Here is a 17,869-nt window from a genome sequence, read left to right on the forward strand (position 1 = left end):
TGAGGAATGCCCATGAGCAAGCCCCTGTTGTACCTGCTGGCGGGCAATGGCAGCGCCGCCGACTGGTGGGACGATGCCCTGCCGCACTTCCAGCGCTATCAGGTGCAGGCCCTGGAGCTGCCGGGGTTTGGCGACAACCCGCTGCCGCCCTGCCAGGACCTGGGTGAATACGCCGAGGCCCTGCTGGGCATGACCGAGCCGGGCCAGGGGATTGTCGCGGTGGGGGTCAGCGCGCTGATCGTGCTGCACGCCTTGCAGCGCCGCCCGGGGCACTTCTGCCGCAGTGTGCTGTTGTCGCCGGTGGGGGCCTTTCTCTGGCAACGGCGCTTGCCGGCGCTGATGTCGCCGCTGCCCGCGCGCTTGCTGATTCATGGCTTGCTCAGCCATAAACCGACCCTGTTCGCTGGCAAGTTCTCGCGCCAGCCGTGGAGCCAGGAGCAGTACCGGCGCATGGGCGCCGGCTATGGTCGGTGCCGGGCCTTCGTACCGCTGTGGGAGCAACTGCGGGCCGATACCGCGCTGCCGCTGCTGGAGTGGATCAAGGACCCGGTGCAACTGGTCTGGGGCGACCAGGACCGGCTGCTGGGGATTGCCCAGGCCGCAGCCTGGTCGGCCATCCTGGCCCGGGCCGACCTGCGGGTCAGCCTGCGGCCGGGCTGGGGCCATTACCCCTGGATCGACCACTCCGCCGAGTTCGTCGCCTGGCTGGAATCCGCCGACAACGGCTTCGTCGCCCACACCAAGGGCGGCCGCCTGCGCCTGGCGGAGCTGGCCGGCCAGCCGGTGCCCAGCGCCCTGTCCCTGGACAGCGCCAGCGACCCGCAGCTGCCGGCCCTGCTCGCCAGCCAGCCTGCGGCGCTGTGGGCGGTGCGCTCCTCCAGCTACGGCGAGGACCAGGCCGACTCGGCCAATGCCGGCTTGAGCACCACTTACCTGCGGGTGCCCAGCGAGCAAGTGCCCGGGCGCATCGGCGAACTGCGCGATGCCGGGGTCGAGGAAGTGGTGGTGCAGCGCTTTATCCAGCCGACCCTGTCGGGGATCGCCTTCGTCCGTCACCTGGCGGTGGAACTGGAGTGGGTCGAGGGCCATCTGGAAAGCCTTGCCGACGGTCAGGTCAGCCCGCAGCGGGCGATCCTTTCACGCCTGGGCGCGGCCTGGGAAAGCGGCCATTTCGCCACCACCCGGGGCCTGAGCGCCAGCGCCCTGTGGGATTTCCTGCAGGGGGTGCTCAAGACCTTCCACTACGTGCCCGGTGATGTGGAATGGGCCTGGGACGGCCAGCAACTGTGGCTGCTGCAGTACCGCCCCATCAGCGACTACGGCTGGCGCCGGCACCTGACCGCGGCCAATATCGCCGAGATCCTGCCACCGCAACCCAGCCGTTTCGTCGAGTACGGCCAGCGCCGGGCGGCGGCGAGCATTCCGGCGATCATGGCGCGCTGGGACGCCCGTGTACTGCAGGACAATGAACCCTTCACCGCAGTGTTCGGCGGTGCTTCCTATATCAACAATGACCTGTTCCTGGCGCGGCTGGCCGACTGGGGCCTGCCCTCCTCCAGCTATGCCGGCGAGGTGGGCGGCGCCACCCCGCAGCTGCCCTTGCGGCCCCTGCGCCTGTTGCGCTCGCTGCCACGGTTCCTGCGCATGCAGCACATCGCCCGCGGCCACCTGCTGAGCCTGGAGCCGGGCCTGCGGCGCTTCGACCGGGAGCTGGCGCAGTTGCGCGCCGCCGGGGCCGACGGCCAGCAACTGGCAGACTGGTTCAGCCGCTTCTATGTGTTCGTGGTGCAGGGCAACCTGTGCATCGCCACCGCCCTGGCCAGCAGTGGCGGCGCGCTGCTGGGGCGTCCGCCCACCGCCTACGACAACCTGGACAACAGCCCCCATCGCCTGCCCTGGGAAACCGACCCCGGCACCCCGCGCCCGCAGTGCGCCGAGTTGCCGTTGCAAGCCTTCCCGCACTGGAGCCCGGCCATCACCCTGGCCCACCGCCTGGGCTTGCCGGGCATGCGCGGCTATTACCTGCAAGTGCGCGAGTGGTACCGGGACAACCTGATGCGGATCTTCTTCCGCCTGCACCACGCCGTGCCCGAGGCTGATCGCGGCTACTGGTTCGCCCCCCATGAGCAGGTGCGCAACCGTGGCGGCAGCTTCTGGCAGGACGGCCGCGAAGGCAGCGAGCAGGCGGCGGGGTTCATGATCTACCCGGGCCAGGTCCAGGGCGTGCTGGGGGTCGACATTCTGCTGGAGGACACCCTCGACCCCGGGCGCCATGCCCACTATCAGCAGGCCCGGGCAGTGATCGCACGCATGGGCGGGCGCCTGTCCCACGGTTCGACCCTGTTGCGCGAACTGCGCAAGCCCTCGGCGGTACTGCCCCAGGTAGACCCGGCCTGGATCGGCCGCGAAGTGCTGTATGCCGACGGCCAACTGAGCCTGGTAGAAGGCTGAAACCCGCGCTCAGGGCTGCGCAATGCTGGCGAAGCGTTCGCGGTAGGCCTGGGGCGTCACGCCCAGGGCCCGCAGCACGCTGCGACGCAGGGTTTCCTCGCTGCCGAAACCGCACTGGGCGGCGATGCGCTTGATCGGCAGGGTGCTGTCGGCCAGCAGGCGCCGGGCGCTTTCCACACGGATCAGTTCAATGGCCCGGGCCGGGGTCTGGCCGGTGTCGGCGCGGTAGTGACGGACGAAACTGCGCTCGCTCATTCCCGCCTGCTCGGCCAGCACCGGCACCGTCAGTTCGCGGTCCAGGTGCTCGGCGATCCAGGCGTGCAGCCGGTCGAAACGCCCGCCCTGGTTCTGCAGCGACAGGGTTACGCTGAACTGCGACTGGCCCCCCGGGCGCTTGAGAAACACCACCAGTTGCCGCGCCACTTCCAGCGCCACTGCGCGCCCCAGGTCGGCCTCCACCAGGGCCAGGGCCAGGTCGATGCCGGCGGTGACCCCGGCCGAGGTCCACACCGGCCCATCGTTGATGAAGATCGGATTGGCCTCCACCTGCAGCCGCGGATATTGCTCGGCCAACTGCTCGCAGCGGGTCCAGTGGGTGACCACCCGGCGCCCGTCCAGCCAGCCGCTGGCGGCCAGCAGAAAGGCCCCGGTGCAGACCGACGCCACCCGCCGTGACGCCGCAGCCCGGGCCGCCACCCAGGCCACCAGTTCAGAATCACGGGCCGCCTCGTAGACGCCCCAGCCACCGGCAACGATCAGGGTGTCGCAGGGCTCTTGCGGCAGCGGCAGCGGCTCGGCCAGCAGCGCCAGCCCCGAGGAGCTCAGGGTCGCCCCGCCCGGGCTGGCAATCACCCGCGGGTGGTAGGGCAAGGGCAGGCCCAGGCCGCGGGCCCGGTCATTGGCCGAGGCGAACACCTGCAGCGGCCCGCTGACATCCAGCAACTGGGCATTGGCGAAGGCCAGGACAAACACGTTTTTCGGCGCAGTGGGCATGGTTGGCGTAAATCGAGGGCTGGTTGGCGTATGCGCCAAATCCTAGAGCGCTAGAGTCAAGCCGTCCACTTCATCGACACAAGGAACAGACAATGGCAGTGCAGATAGGTTTTCTGTTGTTCCCCGAGGTCCAGCAACTGGACCTGACCGGTCCCCACGACGTACTGGCCTCGCTGCCGGATGTGCAGGTGCACCTGATCTGGAAGGAGCCGGGGCCGGTGGTGGCCAGCTCCGGGCTGGTGCTGCAGGCCACCACAAGCTTCGCCGACTGCCCGCCGCTGGATGTGATCTGCATCCCCGGCGGTACCGGGGTCGGGGCGCTGATGGAAGACCCGCAGGCCCTGGCGTTCATCCGCCAGCAGGCCGCCCGGGCGCGCTACGTGACCTCGGTGTGCACCGGCTCCCTGGTGCTCGGCGCCGCGGGCCTGCTCCAGGGCAAGCGCGCCACCACCCACTGGGCCTACCACGAACTGCTGGCGCCACTGGGGGCGATACCGGTGCATGAGCGGGTGGTGCGTGACGGCAACCTGCTGACCGGCGGCGGTATCACCGCCGGCATCGACTTCGCCCTGACCCTGGCCGCCGAACTGTTCGACGCCGCCACCGCGCAGCGGGTGCAACTGCAACTGGAGTACGCCCCGGCGCCGCCGTTCGAGGCCGGCAGCCCGGATACCGCGCCGGCCAGCGTGGTGCAGCAGGCCCGCCAGCGCGCTGCGGATTCGCTGCACAAGCGCCGGGAAATCACCCTGCGCGCGGCCGCGCGGCTGGCAGCCGGCTGAGCTTTCAGGCACGGCGCACCGGGCCCTGGCGGGCATTGCCCAGCAACTGGGTGATGGCGCCATCGCCATAGGTGCGCTCGACCCTGGAAATCACCACCTGATAACCGGCGTACCAGCGCCGGTACTGGCGCTTGGCTTCGATGTGCCTGGGGTGGCTGGCAAAGGCCTGGATCGAGGCTTCGTCCTCCCAGTAATAGCTGGCGTTGATCAGCCCCTGGTCGGCGCTGGTCCAGGATTGGGCGCCGACGAAGCCCGGCAGGCTGATGGCAATTTCGTCGATCAGCGCACTGAGGCGGTGGAACTCCTCGTCGCGCTGGCCCGGCTGGTAGATAAAGGCGGCGATGTACATGGTCAAACTCCATTGGCTGATGAATCAGAGCGGACGCGCCAGCAGCGCCAGGCGCAGGGCCAGGGCCAGCAGCACCGCCGCCAGCAGCCAGGATTGCCAGCGGGCCAGCCGCGAATCGCTGCCGGGCAAGCCACGGCGCAAGGCCGCGCCGAAGATCCCCAGGCTGGTATGGAAGACCCCGCTGACCAGGGTCAGCAGCAAGCCCAGGACCACCAGTTGCACAGCGATGCTGCCGTGCTCGGGGCGCACGAACTGCGGCAGGAACACCATGAAGAACAGCAGCGCCTTGGGGTTCAGCAGGCTGTTGCACAGGGCCCGGACAAACACCGTGGCCAGCGGCACCCGGGGTGTATCGGCAAGGTCCAGGCCCCCCCGCTGGCCCAGGGCCTTCCAGGCCAGCCACAGCAGGTAGGCAACCCCAGCATAGCGGATCAGGTCGAACGCCGGCGGCCAGTTGGCCACCACGGCGGTGACGCCCGTGGCCGTGAGCAGGGTCAGGCCGATATCCGCTGCGCCGATCCCCAGCCCCGATGCCACCCCACCGCGCCAGCCATAGGCTGCGCCGTGGCTGATGACAAAGGCCATGTTGGGTCCCGGCGACAGCAGCAACAGCAGCACGGCGCCGAGGAAGATCGACAGGGTGGAAAGGTCCGGCATGTGAGCGCTCCTGCGCAAAAGCCGCTAGATTAGGACGCCTGCCTGATACAAACAAAAAAGTGTTCTAGATACATGAGGTGGCCGAGCATGCGCCGTACCCGTTACAAAACCATCGTCGATCACTTCGCCCAGCGCATCCGCGCCGGCCAGCTGTGCCCAGGCACTCAGCTACCGACGGTGCGGGCGCTGATGGCCAGCGAGCAGGTGGCGCTGGCCACGGCGCTGCGGGTGTATCACGAGCTGGAAGCCATCGGCCTGGTGGTGGGCGAGCCCGGGCGCGGCACCTTTGTCCGCGACACCAGCCTGCCCCGGGGCATGGGCCTGGAACAGCACCCGGCCAGCGCCGCCTCGGTGGACCTGGCGTTCAACTACCCGTCCCTGCCCGGCCAGGCGGAAAGCCTGCGCGAGGGGCTGCGGGCGATAGCCGCCTCCGGCGACCTGGATGCCCTGCTGCATTCCGCGCCCCAGGGCGGCCGCCCCCATGAGCGCCAGACCGCGGCGCGGCACCTGCGCAACCGCGAGATCCGCGTCGCCGCCGAGCAGGTGCTGATCGTCAACGGCGCCCAGCAGGGGCTGGCGGTGAGCCTGCTGGCGCTACTCCAGCCCGGGGACATCCTGGCAGTGGACGCCCTGACCTACCCCGGCCTCAAGACCCTGGCCCAGGTCCATCGCCTGGACCTCGAAGCGCTGCCCCAGCACAACGGCCAGATGGACCTCGACGCCCTGCAGGCCCTGTGCCGCCGGCGCCCGGTGCGGGCGCTGTACTGCATGCCGACCCTGCACAACCCCCTGGGCACGGTGATGCCCCTGGCCGAACGCCGGCGCCTGGCGCAACTGGCCCGCGAGCATGACCTGCTGCTGATCGAGGACGGCGCCTACGCCTTCCTCGCCGAACCGGCCCCGACGCCGCTGCAGACCCTGGCCCCGGAGCGCACGCTGTATATTTCCGGGCTGTCGAAAAGCGTCGCCTCGGGCTTGCGCCTGGGGTTTATCGTCGCGCCCCTGGAGATGATCCCGGCCCTGGAACGGGCGATCCGCGTGTCCACCTGGAGCACCCCGTCGCTGACCGTGACCCTGGGCTGCCGCTGGATCGAGTCGGGGCTGGTGGACAGCCTGGAAGAACAGAAGCGCAACGATGCCCGCAGCCGCCAGCAACTGGCCCGGAGGGTGCTCAAGGGCTGCGATTACCAGGCCTATGGCTCATCGTATTTTCTCTGGCTGAAACTGCCGGAAGGACGGCGGGCCGATGCCGTGGTGGCGGCCCTGGAACATCAGGGGGTAACGGTGACCTCGGCCGAGCCCTTCGCCACCACCGCCCATGTGCCCCAGGCCTTGCGCCTGGCCCTGGGCTCCATCGGCCTGCCGCTGCTGGAGCAGGCTCTGGAAAAGGTCCGCAACGAAATCACCCGCTAAGCACACCTGCAGAAGCCCGCGCTTAGCGTCGGGCTGAAAAGAACCTGCCACGTTCATGTTCCGCTGCATGAAGTATCAAAGTGGCCACAGCACCCAGGCTGCAGGCACGAAATGCCGGACGAAAAAAAACCCGCCGAAGCGGGTTTTTTCCAAGACCATCATGACTTCCTGTCTGCAGCATCCGTGCTAATGGTCGACCTTCCCTGATCCTGAGCGCTTCCTGCGCTGCAGTTGTGGGAAAGAAGATTAAACACAAAGCCCGGTGCGCAGAAGGCGCATTGAATTACAGCGCGTGTAGGAAATTCGCTATACCGCACTTACGCAAACCCCTAGTTCACCCCTCCAGTGCCTGGACGGCCAAAGCCGCGAGCTTGAGCTGGTGCTGCGCCCCGGGCTGATGATCGTCCTGGAGAAACCAGGCAGCGGACAAACCACTGAAGGCCAGCACCCACTGCACCAGCCGGCGCGGCTCCAACTGCGCCGCTCGGGCAATCACCTGCACCTGGCGGGCAAAGCGCACAGGGTCGGTGGCGCTGGGCAGGTCCGGGTTGCAGATCAGGTTGGCGAAATCGAAGGTGCGCTCGCCATGGACCCGCTTGGGGTCGATCACCCGCCAGCCGCGCTCGGCGAAGTCCAGCACATTGTCGTGGTGTATATCGCCATGCAGCACCACCGGCTCCCGGGGCGTGGCCAACAGGTGCTCGGCTTCGGCCAGGCAGCGCAGGAACAACCCGCCCTGCTGCGGCGCCGCCTCGCGCAGGTCGGCAAACCAGCGATCCAGCGACACCAGCGGCGGCCGCGGTTGTGCCCGTGGCCGGTGCAACTGTTGCAGGGTGGCGCAGACGATATGGCTGACCTCATCGTGCTGGCCCGCCAGGGCCATGCGCATCAGCGAACCCTTGCCCATGGCACGCTCCATCAGCAGGGCATCGCCTTGCTGGGCATGAACCCGCGCCGCCCCCTCCCCGGCCCACCAGGCCATCAGCCGGTTGCCGGCCTGCTCGTGTTCATCCAGGGCAATCTTCAACATGGCCGGCGCACCGTCTTGCAGACGCACCGGCAACAGGCGGCTGCCCGGGGTGACGATGGGATCGCCATCGGGCGTCAGGCGCCAGCGTTTCATATAGGTTTCGAACAAGGGGCTGCTCCAGACGGGAAGCGGCCAGTTTCAGGCGACAGGCCTGGCTCTGCAACGTGCCGCTTGCAACTGCCTGTTTCAACCCTGCTGCAGGTAGTTCTCGATATTGCTCATCTGCTCGTCCCAGCCCCGGCTGTTCATGCGAAAGGCCTTGAGCCGGCGCTCGGCGGGAATGCCGTCGAAGCCCGACTCGGTGACCCGCAGCAAGGTACCACCGGCGTGCTCTTCCAGTTCGAACCGGACCAGGGTGCTGGGCTCTGCCGAATAGTCCTGAGCGGGATCGATGGCGTAGGGGTGCCAGCGGAAGGAGAACAGCTCCTGGGGCAGCATCTGCTCCACCAGGACATCCCAGGTCAGGTGCTCATAGCCTGGGTAAGTCACCGCGCCCCGGGCCCGCTGGCCGGGTATGAACTGCTGGCCGGCCAGGGCCACGCCAAACCAGCGGCCGAAGCGTTCGGCCTCGCTCAGCGCCTGCCAGACCTGGGCCGGGTCGGCCTTGAGCAGGATCTTGCGTTCGATGCGATCTGAAGAATTCATGGGCCACCTCCAGTGATGAACACTAGACCTCTCTGAATCGAGCGCAACCTTTATCTGGCCGAAGGACCCACTGATTACCCAGAACGAAAAATGCTACTGTCGCCGGCGCCAATACCTCTGCAAAGGACCTGCCATGCCCCTCACCCTCACCGACCGTTACCGTGGCAGCCTGCTGGGCCTGGCCTGTGGCGATGCCCTGGGCACCAGTGTGGAATTCAAGCCACGGGGCAGTTTCCCCCCGGTCACCGATCTCTTGGGCGGCGGCCCGTTCAACCTCAAGGCCGGACAATGGACCGACGACACCTCCATGGCCCTGTGCCTGGGGGAAAGCCTGTTGCGCAAGGACGGTTTCGACCCCGCCGACCAGATGGGCCGCTACCTCAACTGGTGGCAATGGGGCTACCTGAGCGCCACCGGCGAATGCTTCGATATCGGCATGACGGTGCGCCAGGCCCTGGCCGACTATCAGGAACACGGCCAGCCCTTGGCGGGCTCCAGCGACCCGCAGACCGCCGGCAATGGCTCGCTGATGCGCCTGGCGCCGGTGGTGCTGTTCCATTACCCCGACCTGGCCCAGGTCCGCGAGTTTGCCGGGGCCAGTTCGCGTACCACCCACGGCGCCGCCGAAGCCATCGAATGCTGCCAGCTGTTGGCCGGGCTGATCGCCAAGGCCCTGGACGGTGCCAGCAAGCAGCAACTGCAACGGCTCGACGCCCAGGGCTTTCGCGAGAGCAAGGTCGCGGCCCTGGCCCAGGGCAATTACCTGGATAAAACCCGCGACCAGATTCGCGGCAACGGCTATTGCGTCGACTCCCTGGAGGCCGCGCTCTGGTGCTTCCAGCACAGCGACAGCTATGCCGAAGCAGTGCTGGCCGCCGCCAACCTGGGGGACGACGCCGACACCACCGCCGCCATCGCCGGCCAGTTGGCCGGAGCTTTCTACGGGGCCCAGGGCATACCGCCGCACTGGCTGGCCAAGCTGCACATGGGCGAGGAGATCCAGGCCATGGCCGACGACCTGCTGGCCGCCGCCCGGCGTCGCGCGCCTGCCCGGCCGCTGCATGGCAGTTGCCTGTGCAAGGCGGTGCAATACCGGGTCGACCGCCTGGACATGCCCATCGGCCACTGCCATTGCCAGACCTGCCGCAAGGCCCACGCCGCGGCCTTTGCCTCGACCGCCGGAGTCATGCGCGAACACTTCCAGTGGACCCAGGGCCAGGAACGCCTGAGCACCTACGAATCGTCCCCGGGCAAGCTGCGGCACTTCTGCTCGGTCTGCGGTTCTCACCTGCTGGCGGAGCGCCCGGGGCAGCCCCACGTGATCCTGCGGGTGGCGACCCTGGACGATGATCCGGGGCAGACGCCACAGGTGCATATCTGGACCTCCCACGATGTGCCCTGGCTGGCCGACGAAGCGCTGCAACGCTGGCCCGAGTGGCAACCCAGCCGCGGCTAGACTGTTTCTTCCTCATTGACCGATTGCGAGACTTTCCATGCGTCCGATCCTGTTGCTGGCCCTTGCGCCGCTGCTGCTTGCTCCACTGGCCCAGGCCTATGAGTGCAACAACACCACCCAGACCGATATGAGCCTGTGCGCCAACTTCCAGCACAAGGCCGCGGACAAGGAGCTGAACGCCCTTTACCAACAGATCAACCAGCGCCTGAAAGACCAGCCACACAGCAAAAAGCTGCTGGTCAGCGCCCAGCGCGCCTGGGTGGCGTTCCGCGATGCCGAGTGCAGTTTTTCCACCTCGGGCGTGGAAGGTGGCAGCCTGTATCCGGTGGCCTACAGCAACTGCATCACGGCCTTGACCAAGACCCGCGTGGAGAGTTTCAAACAGTACCTGCAGTGCAAGGAAGGCGACTTGAGCTGCCCGGTCCCCGCACGGTAGGAGCGGGCTTGCCCGCGAAGGCGTCGGTGAGGGCCCTGCACGGCTTGCCGGCCTGTTCGCCGGCAAGCCGGCTCCTACAGGAGCCGGTGGCTGGCGGCGGGGTCAGCGGACGAAGATCTGCGCCGTGGTGATGGCCATGTCGCCGCCCGGCAGGGTGATCTTGCCGATCTGCTTCATGCTCTGCACATCGAAGATCGCCACGTCGTTGAAGGTCCCCGCCAGGTAGATCTTGGTCCCGGCCCGGTTGAACGAGATGCAGTAGTAGGAGTGTTCCAGGGTCGCGGCCTGGAGCAGTTTCTTCTGCTTGATGTCGTACTTGGCCAGGCGGTTGAGCACGCCGAACATCAGGTTGGGGTCCGTGGGCGAGCGCATGCCGCTGAAGTAGATCTCGGTCAGCGGGCCGAAGTCGGTGGTCTCGGTCTTGCCGGTTGCAAGATCGACGCTGAACAGCCCGTACAGCGGCTCGGCGGTAGCCGGGTCCTGCTTCTTGTCCTTGAACTTCGCCGCGGTGTAGAGCAGCGAAAAGTCATGGCGGAAGGTCTGCTGGTTCCACACGTAGAGCACGTCCGGCGCGCTGTAGTTGGGGCGTTTCCAGTGGCGGCTGGGGATCAGCACCTCGAACTTGCCGGTCTTGACGTCGACCTTGTACAGGTCCGGCCCGGCCACATACAGGGTGCCGTCGTCGCCACTCTGCATGATGGTCAGCTGGCGCGGCGCGGGGAAACTGCGCAGCGGCTTGGCGTCGAGCCCGGCATCGGTGGCGTAGACATCCAGCCGCGGCTCCTTGACCTCATAGCGGTCATTGAGCAACAGGGTCGGGTTGGCCACGGTGTACAGCTCCTTGCCGTCGTGGCTGACGGTGAAGGCGAACATCGAGCGCGCCTTCTCCCCCGGATGCTGGGTGATGCTGGCGTGGAACACCTGCTTGCAGCTGTCGAGCTCGACGCCGTAGACATCCGCATAGTGGTTGTTCAGCACGTAGGCGATCTTGCGGTCCGGCGACAGTTGCACGGTGCCGGGGCCGAAGGCGTCGGGCATCTTGCAGGTCTTGTACAGGCTGTCGGTGGCCAGATCGAGAACGTGCAGGTTGTTCGGGTAATTGGTGGTCACCATGTACTCGTGACCGCTGTTGAGGGCCAGGCCCTCGTCGGCCAGGACGGTGAAAGAACAGGCGCTGAGAACCGCGCCGGCGGCCAGGCCGCACACTGTGATAGCTCGCATGCTGGAATCCTTGTGCTGTCCGGTTACTTGTCTTTGGGGAAGACGGTGCCGAGGTTGCGCCAGTTGTCGTTGGAGGCCTGGGCGTCCTTGTTCCAGTCGGGGTAGGTGCTCATCATGTCCGGCACCTGGGCCGGCCACCAGCAAGGGTCGGAGCAGCCGTAGAGGTCGGCCTCCATCGGCTGGCACAGTGACGAGACGCCGCCAAAGGCATCGATTTCCCAGCCCGGGTCGGTGGTCGAGGCGCATCCGGCCACGGAGTTCATCGCCAGCACTTCTTCGATACGGTCCTGGGCCGCGGCCTCGGTCAGTTTCTGAGCTTTGTTGTTGATCGGCTTGAGATGTTTCATGTCAGTGAGCCTTGCGCGGAGTGATGTAGCTGCTGATGAACGCAGGGTTGTGCGCCATGATCCGGCTGTAGACTTCGATGCCGAAATCCACCCAGTCACGCATCAGTTCGCAATAGTGATAAGTCGGATGCGCCGGGTCGCCGTAGCGGGCATAGCTCTCGTGGTAGCAGCCGCCGGAACACAGGTTGCGGATGCGGCAGCTGTCGCAGCCGGTGTTGGTGCGGTCCAGGCGCTGGGACAGGAAGTCATTGAGCTCCATCTGCTTGACCCCACCGTCATGCACATTGCCGAAGGTCGGCAGGGATGAGCCGGTGAAGCGGTGGCACAGGTTCAGCTCGCCCTTGTGGTCCACCGCCAGCATCTTCAGCCCGGCGCCGCAGGGCAGCGCCTTCTTGTGGCCCTCGTGGATATCGGTGATCAGCTGGTGCAGGTTGGAGAAGCCGATATTGCGGTGCTCCAGTGCCGCCGCCAGGTAACGCCGGCCCAGGCGCTTCATGCTGGCGAAGACTTCGATCAGCTCCTCGCTGCTGAGGTTGAAGCTGCTGATATCCCCCGAGGTCACCGGGGCGAACCCCACTTCGGCGAACCCCAGCTCGTTGAACAGGTGATCCCAGATGGTCTCAAGGTCGGTGACCCCGGTGGTCAGGGTCACCCGCGCCCCCACCGGCCGGCTGTCGTAGCGTTCCAGAAGCATCTGCGCCTTGCGCCGCACCACGTCATAGGTGCCCTGCCCGCCCACGGTGATGCGGTTGCGGTCGTGCACGGTCTTGGGCCCGTCGATGCTCACCGAAAGCCCGAAGCGGTGGGCGTTGAGGTAATCCACTACCTCCTCGGTCAGCAGCGTGGCGTTGGTGGTCATGACGAACTCGACGAACTTGCCGGCCGCGCTAAAACGCTGTTCGCAGTAGTCCACCATGGCCTCGATCAGCGGCCGGTTGCTCAAGGGTTCGCCGCCGAAGAACACCACGGTGTAGCGCTCCTCGTCCGGGGACTCCTGGAGCAGCATTTCCACCGAGGCAATGGCCGTGTCCAGGCCCATTTTCTTGCCCGCCGAGGGCTTGTCCAGGTCTTCCTTGTAGCAGTAGGTGCAACTCAGGTTGCAGCCGGTATTGACGTTGAGCACCACGGTATTGATCGCCGTGCGTTCGACCCGTTTGACGCCGATTTCCGGGGTCAGGGGCGAGCCGTCGCTGACCAGTTCCAGGGCCATCAGCTCGCGCAGGGTGTCGCTGACGTCGGCACCGTCATAGGCGCCGGCCAGACGCTGGATCAAGTCTTCCGGGGTACAGCCCGGGCCGCGCAGCGCATCGATGATGCTGCCGGTCAAGGCATCGCTGGCAAACAGCGAACTGCTGGGGATATGGAACAGCATGCGGTTGGCGTCCACCTGCACTTCATGCAGGTTGCGCTCCACCAGATTCAGAATTGCGCCCATTACAACCTCCTGTGCCTGCCCCGCGTTCGGGGCCTGCGGTCATTGCCTGAAAGTGTCTGTCGGTATCGCTCGACGCCCCTCAGGGAATGGGTGGATTGTTCCAGCGTTGCACGGTGACGATCAGCTGGCCTTCACCGGTCAGGGCCTTGCCCCCCTCCTCCACCGCAGCGATCACCTTGAGGTTGCCGGCGTTGTTGGTGGACATCTTGCGCAGCGGGTTGGGCCCGGCATCCCCTGGGGTGAACACGCCGCTGTCGGCCTGCATGCTGCCGGCGTACTTGACGTCTTCATCCTTGGCCGCCTGGGCGTCGAAGGCCTCGACCTTCCACTGCGCCGGCATCACGCCGATGCGGTAGGCCTTGCCGTCGGCCCCCTTGCCCCAGGCTTCGGCATCGAAGCGGCCCTGGACCTTGGGCGTCGAACCGCCGCCGTCACCGATCCGCGCCACGGCAAATGCCGGCACCACCTTGACCTCGGCGATGCGCTGGTACACCGCCAGCGTCGCGCCCTTGAGGCTGCCGACGCTGACTTCCCGCAGCCCCGGCTGGGCGCTGGCCGCCGCCTTGAGCCTGACGCGGATGCGTTCGGGGCTCTGCTCCAGCACCTGCACGACCTCCACCCCTTTGCCGAAGCTCGGAGTGCCCGCAAGGCCCGCGCCCACCAGGGTCACCTCGGCCTCCTCACCGGCCTTCAGGTAACCCGGCTGCACCGCCAGCAACCGCTGGCTGCCTTGCCGGGCGGCGATGAAGTCCAGGCCGCGCTCGTCGTGCTCGGCCTCGAACATCCGCCCTTGCAGTGCATTGCCCTGTGCCGCCAGCACCTGGCGCATGACCACGCCATCCACGGTGACATTGCCGCGCCATTCATAGCCGTTGTAGAGGATCGCGCTGCCCTCGCCATTGAACGGGCTGCCATCGGCGTACTGGCCCTTGACGCTGAGCTTGAACTGATCGCCTTCCCCGGCGCTGACGCTCATCACCCCGGCCAGTTCACCCTTGCCCGGCAGGTGGCCGCTGAAGCTCCAGTCCCCCGCCAGCGCCGCCGCTTGCGGGCGGGCCTGTTGCCAGGCTGTCCAGGCGGGATTGTCGAGGGGATAACGCTTGGCCAGCAGCGGCACCATTTCCTTGAGGGCGGTGGGCAGCCATTCCCGGTCCCGGGACAGCGCCTGGTACTCCAGGGATGGCCATTGCCCAAGGTGGAAATTCACCAGCCGCTCCCATTCCTGGGCCGGCCGGCGTTGCAGGGCGATCCGCGCGCCGGAGTGGCAGCGGGCGCACATCTGGGTGGTCTGTTCGTCGAAATGCTCGACAGTGTTCAGCCGTCGCTCCAGGGCGTAGCGCACGCCGTCGGTCTCGCTGGGCGCCAGGCCCTGGGTATCGGCCAGGTACTTGACCAGGGTGCGGCGGTCGTCATCGCTGATTTGCAGCCCGTGCATGGTCTGCATGCGGGCAATGCTCATCAGCCAGCCTTCCGGGGTCTTGCGCTGGTGGCTGATGCGGCTCAGGGCTTCCCCGGCCTCGGGGGTGTGGCAACCCTGGCAGGTTTCCTTGAGGATGCTCTGCGCATCCCGAGCGGCAAAACTCGAAGGGGCATGCAAGGCGGTACAGGTGGCAATGGCCAGCAGGCTGGCACTGAGCCTCAGGCGCAGTCTTCTCTTCATCAACGTCAAACCTCCCACGGTGCTTTCTTATTTTTAGCGAGTCGTTTTTATGGTTTCTGCCATGCCCGGCACGCCCGGTCATGGAGGCAAGAGAAACGTCTGCTGATATGCAATACACGGAGCGTGCCAGCTTATAAAAGAACCCGGAATCAACGACTTGGGCGAAGACGCCGGTCCCTGGCGGGCTTGCGGGTGTTACCCGACGTTCAATTTCGAGACAAACGTCTCAGTCTGAGACAGCGATTAGCCAGCGCCAGAACAGCTCTCAAGGCCGGCGACGAGGCTGTACCGCTGGTTTTCTTTGCAATTGGATCTTGCATTTATCCGGCGGCGCCGCAGAATCACCCCCGCTTTGCCTGCCCCGTCCCATGGGGTGTGCCGCACCTCCCCTCTTACAAGGAACCTGAAGTTCATGGATAGAAGCGCCTGTGCCCGTCTCGGCTCGCTGATCCTCTCGTTGTCTGCCCTGACCCTGGTCGGATGCAAGGAAGAAACCAGTCCCAAGACTGCAGCCGTCGCTGCGGCCCCCGCTCCGGCGGCCATGGTCATGCCGATCTGCGCCAATGGCGAATGCGCGGTGCTGGACCAGGACGGCAAGGTGCTGGTCAGCGCCGACAACGACTACGACGCCGTGGTTGCCCTGCCCCTGGACAAGACCTTCCTGTTCGCCAAGGACGGTACCTGGAACCTCAGCAGCGCCGATGGCAAGCAGACCCTCAAGGCCGCCTTCACCGATGACCTGCGGCTGCTGACCCCGGGCTACTTCGGCTTCGGCCAGGACGGCAAGCAGGGCATCATCGACCAGAGCGGCAAACAGATTCAGCCACCGCGCTTCGACGATCTGTACGTGGGCGGCAACGACGACTTCATCGTCTACGAGATCGGCGGCAAGCGCGGCATTCTCAGTGCCAAGGGCGAGGTGGTGACCGAAGCCCTGTATGACAGCAGCATGGTCCGCGATGACTTCGCCAAGCGCGGCTGGTGGATGATCGCCGAACGCGGCAACGACAAGTGGGCGCTGAACCTCAAGACCGGCGAGCAGAAGAAGATCGACTTCGACAGCATCGACTACTTTGCCAACCAGCATCTGGTGGTCAGCACCGAACAGGGCAAGGCCCTGGCCGATGCCCAGGCCCAGTTGATCAGCGCCGCCACCTACAACTGGATGGGCGAACCGGGTGACGGCCTGGTGGCCTTCCGGGAAAAATACGACAGCCCCTGCGGCTACATGGATTTCCAGGGCAAGACCGTGATCCAGGCCCAGTTCGGCACCTGCCAGGTATTCGGCAAGCAGGGCGCGCTGGTCACCGCCAAGAACGCCGACGGCAGCTCCGGCAAGGCCGGGCTGATCGACCGCCAGGGCCAATGGAAGGTGCAGCCGGTCTACGACTCGGCGGACCCGGCCGGCTTCAGCCCCCTGGGAATGTTCCGGCAGGTACCGGGGCTGAACCAGGTCGCGGTGCTGCAGAACGTGTTCAGCGCCACCTTCGGTATCTTCGATGTGGACAAGGGCGTCGAGCTGTTCAAGCCCACCTACGCCCAGATCGGCGCGATCAATGCCGACCTGTTCGTCTTCAGCACCGCCAACAGCCCGACCAAGCAGGCCACCCTGTTCGGCCAGGCCACCCAGGTGCGTACCGTGGGCCTGATGGACGCCAGCGGCAAGGTGCTGCTGGAGCCGGGCCAGTACGTCGACATCCACCTGGACAACAGCGGCCACTACCTGCTGGCCACCGACGACACCTCGGCCCTGGCCACCTCGGCGCTGTACGACCTCAAGGGCAAGCGGTTGATCCCCGGCAAGTGGCAGGAACTGGTGGTGGACGAAACCCGCGGCGCCATCTTCGGCTATGCCGTGGAAGGCATGGGCGATGACCAGTCCCGCAGCCTCAAGGCCCTGTATCGCCTGGACGGCACTCCGAGCTTCCAGGTCAGCCAGGTCGATTGCGGCGCCGAACAGGTGCACGACGGCCATGACCAGGTGCTGTGGCCGGCCAACCCCCAGGACTACTGCCCGCAGCCTGACGAAGTGGAAGACCAGGGCGAAGGCGACAACGCACAGGGCTGAGGCCCCGAGCGAACCGGTCACGGTTGGGATCAAGCCTGCTAGGATGCGGGCTTGATCGATTCAGCCAACCGGCCCGGATGGGGCCCGACAGGAACTGTCCCATGCTCAATGCTCTGCTCTTCGACCTTGATGGCACCCTGACCGACACCGACGCCCTGCACCTGCTGGCCCTGCAGCAACTGCTGCTGGAAGAGGATGGCCGGACCTTCACCCAGGAAGAATTCGAAGCCCATGTCAGCGGCCAGGCCAATGCCAACATGTGCCGCTACCTGTTCCCCGAGCGCAGCGTGGCGGAACATGAAGCCTTTGCCGAGCGCAAGGAAGTGCGCTTTCGCCAACTCTCCCCGCAACTGATGCCCATGCCCGGCCTGCTGCGCCTGCTGGATTTTGCCCAGGAGCACGGCATCGGCGTGTGCGTGGTCACCAACGCGCCCCGGGCCAATGCCGAGCACATGCTCGAGGTGCTGGGCCTGCGACAGCGCTTCCAGACGGTGCTGGTGGCCGAGGAGTTGCCTCGGGCCAAGCCCGATCCCCTGCCCTACTTGAGCGGCCTGGAATGCCTGCAGGCCACCGCCGACCAGGCCCTGGCCTTCGAAGACTCGGTACCCGGGCTGACAGCCGCGGTAAAAGCCGGGATCTGCACGTTCGGCCTGGCCACCAGCCAGCGCCCGCAAACCCTGCTGGATGCCGGCGCCCACCGCGTGATCAACGACTTCGACGACCCGCAACTGTGGGCCGAGATCCGGCGCCGGCTCGATCTGCCCTGAAGGGAATGGGATGAGGATATTGGCCAGGCCAAGCGGGAAGGAAACAGCCAGGGAGAAAGAAACGGCAGGAGGGAAAAAGGTGCTCGCCCATCACTTCGGCAGTGGCATCCAGACCGAAGTACCCCCTTTGGCTGGGCGAGCAGGAGGGAATATACGCGGGCT

General features: G+C 66.4%; 16 protein-coding genes and 1 pseudogene. 8 read left to right on the top strand and 9 right to left on the bottom strand.

Annotated features, from left to right (window positions below; all coding sequences use genetic code 11):
• The first annotated feature begins 12 nt into the window (after positions 1 to 12).
• Positions 13 to 2,451 (top strand): alpha/beta fold hydrolase, encoded by a 2,439-nt coding sequence (locus AC07R1_RS10330; protein ID WP_401403641.1) that lies wholly within the window; start codon positions 13 to 15, stop codon positions 2,449 to 2,451.
• A 9-nt stretch (positions 2,452 to 2,460) separates the two neighbouring features.
• Here AC07R1_RS10330 and AC07R1_RS10335 read toward each other — a convergent pair whose 3' ends face one another.
• Positions 2,461 to 3,444 (bottom strand): GlxA family transcriptional regulator, encoded by a 984-nt coding sequence (locus tag AC07R1_RS10335; protein ID WP_401403644.1) that lies wholly within the window; start codon positions 3,442 to 3,444, stop codon positions 2,461 to 2,463.
• 92 nt (positions 3,445 to 3,536) lie between these two features.
• Between AC07R1_RS10335 and inhA the strand changes: the two genes are divergently transcribed.
• On the top strand, positions 3,537 to 4,223 hold the full coding sequence (gene inhA, locus AC07R1_RS10340) for an isonitrile hydratase (protein ID WP_041119270.1): 687 nt from the start codon (positions 3,537 to 3,539) through the stop codon (positions 4,221 to 4,223).
• A 4-nt stretch (positions 4,224 to 4,227) separates the two neighbouring features.
• Here the strand turns inward: inhA and AC07R1_RS10345 are convergent, their stop codons facing one another.
• Both AC07R1_RS10345 and AC07R1_RS10350 read right to left on the bottom strand, forming a co-directional pair.
• Positions 4,228 to 4,572 (bottom strand): antibiotic biosynthesis monooxygenase family protein, encoded by a 345-nt coding sequence (locus AC07R1_RS10345; RefSeq protein WP_011062391.1) that lies wholly within the window; start codon positions 4,570 to 4,572, stop codon positions 4,228 to 4,230.
• Positions 4,573 to 4,596: 24 nt separating this feature from the next.
• Entirely contained in the window at positions 4,597 to 5,229 is a 633-nt protein-coding gene (locus tag AC07R1_RS10350; RefSeq protein WP_220223050.1) for a LysE family translocator, read from the bottom strand.
• Between the two features lie 87 nt (positions 5,230 to 5,316).
• Between AC07R1_RS10350 and AC07R1_RS10355 the strand changes: the two genes are divergently transcribed.
• Positions 5,317 to 6,642 carry an aminotransferase-like domain-containing protein gene (locus tag AC07R1_RS10355; protein ID WP_401403648.1) on the top strand — a complete coding sequence of 442 codons (1,326 nt, stop codon included), beginning with the start codon at positions 5,317 to 5,319 and terminating at the stop codon, positions 6,640 to 6,642.
• 334 nt (positions 6,643 to 6,976) lie between these two features.
• Here AC07R1_RS10355 and AC07R1_RS10360 read toward each other — a convergent pair whose 3' ends face one another.
• Together AC07R1_RS10360 and AC07R1_RS10365 are read right to left on the bottom strand one after the other, a co-directional pair.
• The gene (locus tag AC07R1_RS10360) at positions 6,977 to 7,780 is read right to left on the bottom strand and encodes an aminoglycoside phosphotransferase family protein (protein WP_495110503.1); all 804 of its coding nucleotides are present in this window, start codon (positions 7,778 to 7,780) and stop codon (positions 6,977 to 6,979) included.
• A 78-nt stretch (positions 7,781 to 7,858) separates the two neighbouring features.
• Entirely contained in the window at positions 7,859 to 8,317 is a 459-nt protein-coding gene (locus AC07R1_RS10365; RefSeq protein ID WP_011062395.1) for an SRPBCC family protein, read from the bottom strand.
• Between the two features lie 133 nt (positions 8,318 to 8,450).
• Here AC07R1_RS10365 and AC07R1_RS10370 point away from each other — a divergent pair.
• From AC07R1_RS10370 to AC07R1_RS10380, 3 genes and pseudogenes are all read left to right on the top strand, one after another.
• A pseudogene (locus AC07R1_RS10370) lies at positions 8,451 to 9,347 on the top strand (ADP-ribosylglycohydrolase family protein); the annotation flags it as partial.
• Complete coding sequence (locus AC07R1_RS10375) at positions 9,324 to 9,773, top strand: GFA family protein (protein WP_225368814.1); 450 nt, start codon at positions 9,324 to 9,326, stop codon at positions 9,771 to 9,773. The pseudogene AC07R1_RS10370 and the gene AC07R1_RS10375, both read left to right, overlap by 24 nt.
• Positions 9,774 to 9,810: 37 nt before the next feature.
• Positions 9,811 to 10,209, top strand: a complete 399-nt coding sequence (locus AC07R1_RS10380) for a lysozyme inhibitor LprI family protein (RefSeq protein WP_015636438.1) — start codon at positions 9,811 to 9,813, stop codon at positions 10,207 to 10,209.
• Between the two features lie 102 nt (positions 10,210 to 10,311).
• Here the strand turns inward: AC07R1_RS10380 and peaD are convergent, their stop codons facing one another.
• The 4 genes from peaD to peaA form a co-directional block, all read right to left on the bottom strand.
• Complete coding sequence (gene peaD, locus AC07R1_RS10385; RefSeq protein ID WP_125063723.1) at positions 10,312 to 11,430, bottom strand: quinohemoprotein amine dehydrogenase subunit beta; 1,119 nt, start codon at positions 11,428 to 11,430, stop codon at positions 10,312 to 10,314.
• A 23-nt stretch (positions 11,431 to 11,453) separates the two neighbouring features.
• Positions 11,454 to 11,777, bottom strand: coding sequence for a quinohemoprotein amine dehydrogenase subunit gamma (gene qhpC, locus AC07R1_RS10390; RefSeq protein WP_011062399.1), 324 nt, complete (start codon positions 11,775 to 11,777; stop codon positions 11,454 to 11,456).
• Between the two features lies 1 nt (position 11,778).
• Complete coding sequence (peaB, locus tag AC07R1_RS10395) at positions 11,779 to 13,212, bottom strand: quinohemoprotein amine dehydrogenase maturation protein (RefSeq protein ID WP_065363162.1); 1,434 nt, start codon at positions 13,210 to 13,212, stop codon at positions 11,779 to 11,781.
• 79 nt (positions 13,213 to 13,291) lie between these two features.
• Complete coding sequence (peaA, locus tag AC07R1_RS10400) at positions 13,292 to 14,872, bottom strand: quinohemoprotein amine dehydrogenase subunit alpha (RefSeq protein ID WP_011062401.1); 1,581 nt, start codon at positions 14,870 to 14,872, stop codon at positions 13,292 to 13,294.
• A 412-nt stretch (positions 14,873 to 15,284) separates the two neighbouring features.
• Between peaA and AC07R1_RS10405 the strand changes: the two genes are divergently transcribed.
• Positions 15,285 to 16,940, top strand: a complete 1,656-nt coding sequence (locus AC07R1_RS10405; RefSeq protein ID WP_495110504.1) for a WG repeat-containing protein — start codon at positions 15,285 to 15,287, stop codon at positions 16,938 to 16,940.
• A gap of 101 nt (positions 16,941 to 17,041) precedes the next feature.
• Complete coding sequence (locus AC07R1_RS10410; protein ID WP_015636443.1) at positions 17,042 to 17,707, top strand: HAD family hydrolase; 666 nt, start codon at positions 17,042 to 17,044, stop codon at positions 17,705 to 17,707.
• The last annotated feature ends 162 nt before the right edge of the window (positions 17,708 to 17,869 follow it).

Source organism: Pseudomonas sp. GW821-FHT07F01, assembly GCF_059418825.1.

Coding starts and splice junctions, on each gene's coding strand:
- AC07R1_RS10330 (WP_401403641.1), top strand. CDS start 13: ATGAGCAAGCCCCTGTTGTACCTGCTGGCGGGCAATGGCAGCGCCGCC.
- AC07R1_RS10335 (WP_401403644.1), bottom strand. CDS start 3,444: ATGCCCACTGCGCCGAAAAACGTGTTTGTCCTGGCCTTCGCCAATGCC.
- inhA (WP_041119270.1), top strand. CDS start 3,537: ATGGCAGTGCAGATAGGTTTTCTGTTGTTCCCCGAGGTCCAGCAACTG.
- AC07R1_RS10345 (WP_011062391.1), bottom strand. CDS start 4,572: ATGTACATCGCCGCCTTTATCTACCAGCCGGGCCAGCGCGACGAGGAG.
- AC07R1_RS10350 (WP_220223050.1), bottom strand. CDS start 5,229: ATGCCGGACCTTTCCACCCTGTCGATCTTCCTCGGCGCCGTGCTGCTG.
- AC07R1_RS10355 (WP_401403648.1), top strand. CDS start 5,317: ATGCGCCGTACCCGTTACAAAACCATCGTCGATCACTTCGCCCAGCGC.
- AC07R1_RS10365 (WP_011062395.1), bottom strand. CDS start 8,317: ATGAATTCTTCAGATCGCATCGAACGCAAGATCCTGCTCAAGGCCGAC.
- AC07R1_RS10375 (WP_225368814.1), top strand. CDS start 9,324: ATGGCCGACGACCTGCTGGCCGCCGCCCGGCGTCGCGCGCCTGCCCGG.
- AC07R1_RS10380 (WP_015636438.1), top strand. CDS start 9,811: ATGCGTCCGATCCTGTTGCTGGCCCTTGCGCCGCTGCTGCTTGCTCCA.
- peaD (WP_125063723.1), bottom strand. CDS start 11,430: ATGCGAGCTATCACAGTGTGCGGCCTGGCCGCCGGCGCGGTTCTCAGC.
- qhpC (WP_011062399.1), bottom strand. CDS start 11,777: ATGAAACATCTCAAGCCGATCAACAACAAAGCTCAGAAACTGACCGAG.
- peaB (WP_065363162.1), bottom strand. CDS start 13,212: ATGGGCGCAATTCTGAATCTGGTGGAGCGCAACCTGCATGAAGTGCAG.
- peaA (WP_011062401.1), bottom strand. CDS start 14,872: ATGAAGAGAAGACTGCGCCTGAGGCTCAGTGCCAGCCTGCTGGCCATT.
- AC07R1_RS10405 (WP_495110504.1), top strand. CDS start 15,285: ATGGATAGAAGCGCCTGTGCCCGTCTCGGCTCGCTGATCCTCTCGTTG.
- AC07R1_RS10410 (WP_015636443.1), top strand. CDS start 17,042: ATGCTCAATGCTCTGCTCTTCGACCTTGATGGCACCCTGACCGACACC.